General features: G+C 49.2%; 9 protein-coding genes. 5 read left to right on the plus strand and 4 right to left on the minus strand.

What is annotated here, in order from left to right; genetic code table 11:
- The 3 genes from L0156_30530 to L0156_30540 all read right to left on the minus strand — a co-directional run.
- A partial coding sequence (locus L0156_30530; protein ID MCI0607337.1) for a hypothetical protein occupies nucleotides 1-378 on the minus strand: 378 nt, incomplete at its 3' end.
- Nucleotides 379-517: 139 nt separating this feature from the next.
- Nucleotides 518-1,165 (minus strand): AraC family transcriptional regulator, encoded by a 648-nt coding sequence (locus L0156_30535; GenBank protein ID MCI0607338.1) that lies wholly within the window; start codon nucleotides 1,163-1,165, stop codon nucleotides 518-520.
- Between the two features lie 182 nt (nucleotides 1,166-1,347).
- Nucleotides 1,348-2,175 (minus strand): AraC family transcriptional regulator, encoded by an 828-nt coding sequence (locus L0156_30540; GenBank protein MCI0607339.1) that lies wholly within the window; start codon nucleotides 2,173-2,175, stop codon nucleotides 1,348-1,350.
- A gap of 280 nt (nucleotides 2,176-2,455) precedes the next feature.
- Here L0156_30540 and L0156_30545 point away from each other — a divergent pair, with 280 nt between their 5' ends.
- Nucleotides 2,456-3,214 carry a LysR substrate-binding domain-containing protein gene (locus L0156_30545; protein MCI0607340.1) on the plus strand — a complete coding sequence of 253 codons (759 nt, stop codon included), beginning with the start codon at nucleotides 2,456-2,458 and terminating at the stop codon, nucleotides 3,212-3,214.
- Between the two features lie 319 nt (nucleotides 3,215-3,533).
- Here the strand turns inward: L0156_30545 and L0156_30550 are convergent, their stop codons facing one another.
- On the minus strand, nucleotides 3,534-3,905 hold the full coding sequence (locus L0156_30550; protein MCI0607341.1) for a hypothetical protein: 372 nt from the start codon (nucleotides 3,903-3,905) through the stop codon (nucleotides 3,534-3,536).
- A gap of 200 nt (nucleotides 3,906-4,105) precedes the next feature.
- Here L0156_30550 and L0156_30555 point away from each other — a divergent pair, with 200 nt between their 5' ends.
- The 4 genes from L0156_30555 to L0156_30570 all read left to right on the plus strand — a co-directional run bounded on the left by L0156_30555 (nucleotide 4,106) and on the right by L0156_30570 (nucleotide 7,140).
- Nucleotides 4,106-4,318 carry a hypothetical protein gene (locus L0156_30555; protein ID MCI0607342.1) on the plus strand — a complete coding sequence of 71 codons (213 nt, stop codon included), beginning with the start codon at nucleotides 4,106-4,108 and terminating at the stop codon, nucleotides 4,316-4,318.
- A gap of 38 nt (nucleotides 4,319-4,356) precedes the next feature.
- Nucleotides 4,357-4,599 (plus strand): hypothetical protein, encoded by a 243-nt coding sequence (locus tag L0156_30560; protein MCI0607343.1) that lies wholly within the window; start codon nucleotides 4,357-4,359, stop codon nucleotides 4,597-4,599.
- A gap of 10 nt (nucleotides 4,600-4,609) precedes the next feature.
- Nucleotides 4,610-5,893 (plus strand): hypothetical protein, encoded by a 1,284-nt coding sequence (locus L0156_30565; GenBank protein ID MCI0607344.1) that lies wholly within the window; start codon nucleotides 4,610-4,612, stop codon nucleotides 5,891-5,893.
- Nucleotides 5,894-6,012: 119 nt separating this feature from the next.
- A complete protein-coding gene (locus tag L0156_30570) occupies nucleotides 6,013-7,140 on the plus strand; it encodes a questin oxidase family protein (protein MCI0607345.1) in 1,128 nt (375 codons plus the stop codon).
- Nucleotides 7,141-7,262 lie beyond the last annotated feature (122 nt).

Raw genomic sequence — 7,262 nt, forward strand, 5'->3', positions numbered from 1 at the left:
CCGGCCGAAGGAAACGTCAAAGCCGAGGCCTGCATTTGAAGGAGTCTGCCATGTGGTTGTTGTGGAGAACCTCCAGACATCGGAACTGTATCTTAAACCGAACTTGTACTCAAGGAAATCAGTAACTGGATAAGTAATGGAAAGTGGCTCATTAAAAAAAACATTTCCGTTCAATAAATTGATGCCAGTATCGTCCAAATTGTGTTCTTCTGCCGGGTCGGGTTCTCCGCCACGCAGATTGGGATGTAGATTTGCGAAATCTGATAGATACACGCTTGCGAGACATTCTCCTTGCGGAATGAATAGCAGAATTGCAACGAAAGGAATTGACCGAATGTAGAAACTGAATGCTGCCTTGAATCGACTAGAAAACTTCATCTCAACATCCTCCCTGTATCTCCACATCAAGATACCGATGCTGATTCTTATTCGTCTTGGACGGAAACAACCTGGCTGTAAATAGTTAACATTTGTAGTGTGGCTGACTTCTGTTCTGAGCGGTTTGGAGTAAATGAAGTTATTGTCGCTGAAAACGGGAACGAAGCTGACCCGGAGTCAAACCTTTCATTCTTCGTAGTGTTCTTGAAAAGTGGCTCTGATCGAAGAATCCCACCTGGTGAGCGATATCGGCAATAGACTGATCGCTCGTTTGCAAGAGACGGCAAGCGAGATCAATGCGCAGACGACGCAGATATTCTCCAACGGTCAGCCCGTGGAACTTACGAAACGTTCTGATTAAATGCACAGTATGAACACCGGCAATCCTGGATAGATCGCGGAGCGAAAGACGTTGATCTACATGTTCTTCAAAGAATTCCTCTACGCGCTTCAACCATCCGGGCGGATGTTTTTCCGGACGCTTCTCCTTTCTTATCATTTGCGAGACCATTTCCAGGGCTAGGGCCTCAATCGCCAGAGGTGCAGCAGAGTCGAATTCTCGGAACTCTCGAACGACACGATAGAGCATCTGGTTCATTCTTTCTTTCCGGTAAATTCGAGGCTGCTGGATCCACAATGAATACGGTTCGAGCCGATCACGCCAGGCGTCACCAAATTCCAAACTAAAAGTATGGCCACCCTCCAGTCCGAATAGATCTTTGTGAACTTCTCCGGCAGGATGCATGATGGCGGTCAAAGGTTGGCACGCTCTTTCTTTTCCGCTCATGGTTTCTCGGCAGGCACCGCGAATGACTGTGCCAAAATACAGGTTTTCGTGCGCGTGGGCCGGAATTTCACACGCCGGAGGATAAACTCTTTCTGTCAAAATTAATCCGTTAAATTCACTGCGCCGCACAGTAGTGCCGAAATATTCTCCTTGTTGAAGTCTCAAAGTCATTCGTGAGTCGCCTAGCGTATTTCTCCTTGCGATCGAAAAACACTTGGATTCAGACCAACAATGGCGCGGAATGTTCGCGTGAAATGACTTTGATCATAGAATCCGGCCTGTAAGGCAATCTCTGTTACTGATAGCCTGGTGCTTTGAAGCAGATGGCAAGCCGTTTCTATTCGGCGGCGCCTTAGGTAGTCGCCGACTGTGACACCGTGAAACTTACGAAAAGTACGGATCAAATGTACTGAGTGAACGCCTGCAATTAGTGAAAGCTGATTCATTGAAATGGGTTCACCGGAATGCTCATTTAGAAATTGCTCAATGCGTTTGAGCCAAACAGGAGGCGTCCTATCTATCGGCCGCTGTTTATTTCTCCTTGCAAGCATGCAAAGAAGTTCCAGGGCCAATGCCTCGACGGCCAGCGGTGTTGCCTCATCATACTCCTGAAACTCCCGGCGAAGGCGAAGCGCTAACCAGCTTACGGTATCATTCTGATGCACTGATTGTTGTTCAAGCCATTCGGAACAGTTTTTCAGGCGAGGCTGCCAGGCGTCAGAAAATTCCAGGCTTGAAGCGTGGCCACCATCGGGTCCGAACTCATTTCTGTGAACATCGCCTGCAGGATGAAACACCGTTGTAGATTGACCGTAAAGCTTTTCACTGCCTTGCCCGTATTCTTTGCAATCGCCTCGAACGATTGTGCAGAAATACAGATCCGTATGTGTATGTGTTGGCAGTTGACAGGAAGACCGGTACACTTTTTCGCTATGAATCAAACCACAAAGTTCTCGACGGGAAACAACCGCACCAAATTGTTCACTCTCGTGCGGCATCGGACGTTCCATACGTTTCAAATCGGTTTACGAATACCGTTATTGTTATGTTATAGTAGAGAAGATTCACAAAACAAATTAATTGTTTTCATGATATCAATGAGAATGGTTCATTATTATTTAAACAAACGGCATGTTGAATCTTGAAGTGCGGCACCTGAAACTAGTCACGGCAGTGGCTGAAGAAGGCACTGTCACGAGGGCCGCCAATCGTTTGCATCTGACTCAATCAGCCCTTTCGCATCAATTGCAGGGCATTGAAAGCAGGCTGGGGGCGCCACTCTTTCTTCGGATGAACAAAAAGATGATATTGACGCAGGCGGGCGAGCGATTACTCAATTCTGCGCGTGGGATGTTGCAGGAGCTGGAGCAAATTGAAGAAGATATACAACAGATCGCCGCGAACCGTCTGGGGATAATGCGGATCAGCACCGAATGCTATACTTGCTATCATTGGCTACCCGCGGTTCTGAGGGATTTTCACCAAGCCTTTCCCCGTGTCGAAGTTCGTATTGTAGCGGATGCCACCCGACGGCCTATTGAAGCACTACTGAGCGGAAGGCTGGACATTGCTTTAACCACCACCCAGGTTCGTAATCGGAATCTTCTCTTCAAGCCGCTTTTTCGTGATGAATTGGTTGTCATTCTCCCCAGGGATCACCCTCTTGCATCCCGCCCATATCTAGTCGCGAGGGATTTCGCGGAAGAGCACCTGATTGTCTACTCGGTGCCGAAAGAAGAGCTTTCTGTATTTCAAAAGGTCTTGATCCCAGCCGGTGTTGCTCCAAAACAGGTTTCTCAACTGGAGCTTACTGAGGCAATCGTAGAAATGGTCAAAGCCGGTTTGGGGGTGAGCGTGATGGCGCGGTGGGCAGTTGCTCCTCAAATAAAAGCCGGATTGCTTCGCGCCGTTCCGATGACCCGAAAAGGCTTTCATCGACAATGGCGTGCAGCGATGATAAAAACCACCATGACATCACCCTATTTGATCGAGTTTGTCGATCTTCTGGTTGAAACGTCCATGCCCGCTCTGGTAGGGGCAGGGCGATGAATATTCCACAGTTAGGAAACCAGAATGAATAGGGAGGACTTGACATTCTCATAGCAGAGCAGGCTTCCCAGCCGGGCGTCTAGCCAGCCTTCTAGTCTGCTCTTTCGATTTAGCTTTTGAGTCGCTTCCCTCAGTGAAAAGTTGAAATTGACCTGGTTCCTCCCGGACATTACGTTGAAAGCAGCAAGACCTTTCCTTATCTGTAAAGTTTTGCGCCCTTCAGGCCAACCGGCACTTTCGAGATCTTTCCCTCACGCGATCATCACCAACAATCGGTTTCAAGCTGCTGAAAATTTGCGCAACATAAAGGACGCCGTTGTCAAGAGAAAGACATCCCATTGGGATAGTCGACCTCTGTTGACCAGATAGAAACTGAGCCGTTCGAAACCCTGTAGATTTTATCGGTGCCATCATCGGAAATGAGCAATGTATTGTCCGGCAAAACAACAATGAAATTAGGATCCGCTATTCCCGTAGCGACAACTTTTTTGTCCCCTTTTGGCGTGATACGCCAGACAATTCCGTCAGTATTTTCTCCGTGTCGAAATACATTCTTTGGTCCGAAGTCCGCTGCAAGAATATCTTGTTTTCCAAAACCAGCCAGGCCAAGAGGCTGATCAAGATCTGCGATTTGTTTAACGTTACCATCCGGTTCCGCAATCCAGACTGCGCCGTCTGCTCCGATGAACAACTGACCTTCGCCATTGAAGGTAATCCCCTCAGAACCCTTAAAAGCGGTCGATGAACACTTCTGGAGCAACCGGAAACTGCCGTGGACTCCAAGCACAAAAAAAATATGCAGCCGAGTAATAACTCAAAATTTTTTATCATGTTCTTGATTTTTGATGCCTGAAATGAATCGGTCTTGAACGTTCTTGCTACGGTCTAACTTTGCCACGTGCTAGAATTTCAGAAAGCGGAGGAACTGCATCCCTGATCCTATCCGTGAATCCACAACTTTCCAACGAACAGGTGGAACGCATGCTGCTGCAATTGGCGCGCGATCTAGATGTCCCGGGCAAAGATCAGCACACGGGTTATGGTCTGCAGGATGCCGCGGCTGCGATCAAAGCGGATCCCGGTTTCTACATATTGCTGACATAACCGGTGTTCAAGTCGTCAGTGATGCAGATGGTTCCAAGGTGCAGTTGAATGGAAGCGCCGATGCAAACCAGTTTCAAATCGCATCTCTGGAAATTGGAGCCGGATCAAAACCGGCACAGTGGAAAAAAAATGTGACGGTCACCGCCGCCGTTCGCGAGAATATTCTTGGAAATATTCCGGTGTCGGAGCTCAAGGGTCCTCCGGAATGGACCATTCGCTTACTGGTTCAGCACGCGTCAGGAAAATCAAAGGAGTTCTGGTTTAATTTGAAGCTGCAGTAGGAGGGCCGCGATGAGGTATAAGGAATTTCTATTTTGTGCCGGAATCGTTTTGTTGACAATTCTTGCCGGAGCCGACAAGGGAAAAGGCTCTGCAGTCCGTGCTGCGGCGCGTGAAAATACAAACGGTCAGGATGCGTTACTCCTTGTTGTGAAAGCAACACAAAGTGTGCTGCTCGGAGAGACGCAGTCCAGCGCTACTGCAAGTGCCGTTTTAGATTTGCAGGGCACCACGGAAATGCGGGTGAAATTGGATGAAAAGGAGGCCGAAGATGCGACTGCGGTGATTGTTCCGGAAGGTTGGACAGCAAGAAAAGAAAAATCGGAAATCATTTTGACTGGGCGCCCGATAGACAATGAATCAAATGCTTATGTGCGTCTGAATTTTTCAAAAGCAAAATGTCCAAAAGATGCTAAGGTGACGGTTTCACGGGGCAATCAAAAAATTTTCGAAGACAAAATTGAGGTCTTCCGCCTGCCGCGCGTGATTGTCCGCACTGTATTAGAAGATGTGCTCACTCTTTCGCCGAAAGTTTCTCCAGGTGAAGAGCTGACTTTTCAGCCGCTTGATCTGACACAAACACCTGTGGATGGCAATTGGATGATTTCCGGAACTCCGTGCCGGAGGATCGAATCATTACGGTATTCAGTTCGCTTGCCCGAAACTTTGAAGGCAGGGGATTCTATGAGCGTTCAGTATACGGACCCATGGGGTGAAAAGCTGATCGATGTTTCTGCTGCGCCCGATACTCGCGTTGTCGATCTCCCTGAAGAGGGGAAGCCCAGGATCGTGAACTGCACTCCCAGGGCATTCATTGAAAATTCTCTTTGCGTGTGCGGATGGTTCCCTGGAAACACGTATACCGGAATTCTGTTAGATGGGCAGCCTGTAAATCCGTTTACGAGCACTTCTTCTCAGGTTGTGCATCTCGTTGTGCCTGCCGCGATGCAGCCTGGCCGTCACCTGCTGACCGGTAACTCTGCAATGGGGTTTACCGCTGCCGACAGAGCAGAATTTCTCGTGCTTGGTGTTGTTGGAGAAATTGATCAAGACAAATTATGGAAGGGGCAATCCACGCCCATGCGGCTCTGGGTTCGCGGGACCGAAGAACCGGTTGAGCTTAGAATCACGAACCACACACCTTCCATTATTCAATTAGAAGGTGGTGACAAGCAGCTCATCATGACCTCTGGCGGAGCGGACAACAAGATTGTTCGGAGCGTGAAAGGTATCCACCGTGGGAACTTCGAGGTCACTTACGAGCTTGCCGCCGAACCCTGTCCTTGTGCCGAGTAGTTAATACGGCTATTCGAGTCTTTTTTCGTACTATTCGTTACCGGAATTCCACCATTCATAACAATTCCATGTTCAAGGGCTTAAGATGCAGTAGTATAAGTAGTAATAATGAGAGACCGGTGAAACAAAACCAATATCCACGAAGGCGTTTTATCCGTGATGCCTCCTTGTCTGCGGCGCTCACATGGATTTCGCCAAATTTGTTGTTCGGAGCGGTCGATGCGGATGTGATGGATGACGCTTTGGAGAGGATGGCGAAATTGGCCCCGCTTACGAATCATGGACCGATGGCAGCGGAAGCGCTGGTAGCGCTTGGTTGCAAGGATCGCGTGATTGCGTTCGTGGAAGCTTACAAGAAACGGTTTGTTTCAGCGTATCCCGCTTCAACCCAGCCGATCTCGCAAAAAAACTGGCAGGAAGCATTGGGCGATGCAGTTCGTGTCGCTGATTGGGCGAATCTGTTTCACCGGGAACTGCAGGAAAAAGACTGGAAAGAGGTGCTGAACCACTGGTGCGATGCGCTTGCGCCCGGATTGGCCGCGGCTGCAGGACACGGGTTGATTCGAACGGCTCACGCGGTGCGAAGTCTATCGCGCAGGCGAACGGATCCTCGCCTCCGCGAACTTGCACAGGGTCTTGCTTACTGGGCCGCGTATTATCAAACGTTACCGGAATTGGAAAAGCCGAACCAACGAATTGCGGCGACTCCAAAACTTAAACCAGCGCAGGCGTTTTATCGAATCCCCTTACTGCCAATGGAAAGACGCGCTAACGGAGGCTCTATCATGATCGGTTTGCGAAGTCTCCATGATTTCGCTCCTTTTTCCGGCGTTGCAGATCTCATCGATCCATCCGCGAATTCGCAGCAAATCCTTTCGGAGGCGACAGAAACATTTGCAAACGCTTATGTGAAGAACGTTACGCGCCAGAATTTCATTACACTCATTCACACGGTCACGGCCACAACAGCCTTGCGATCGCTGCTTCCGTTCGTCTCGCAGGAAACAACAAGGAAACTGATTCGCTACGGCTGGCAGCTGGCTGCCGGCCTGTATAGCATAGCAGGCGCAGGTTCCGTCAGGACTCTGGAAGAAGAAGAAATCAAACGGGACAACTTGATCGATCGAGCTGTGAATCTGCAAGAAGAGCATGCAATCAAATTCACGGAAGCTTGCTTGCGCGAATACGCGCTGAATCCTAAATCCGTTTATTTGAATGCGGCGGCTGATGCCGTGTCACGATTGTAGTTTATTCTTCTGCAGGCTGGAAGCCGAGCTTGTTGAAAAATCAGTTGGAGCGCGGACTTCCAGTCCGCAAAAACCTGATCGCTCGACGAGCATTTTGCGGGCAAGGATGCCCGCGCTCCAAC

Source organism: bacterium, from assembly GCA_022616075.1.
In the GTDB taxonomy this organism is placed as follows: Bacteria; Acidobacteriota; HRBIN11; order JAKEFK01; family JAKEFK01; genus JAKEFK01.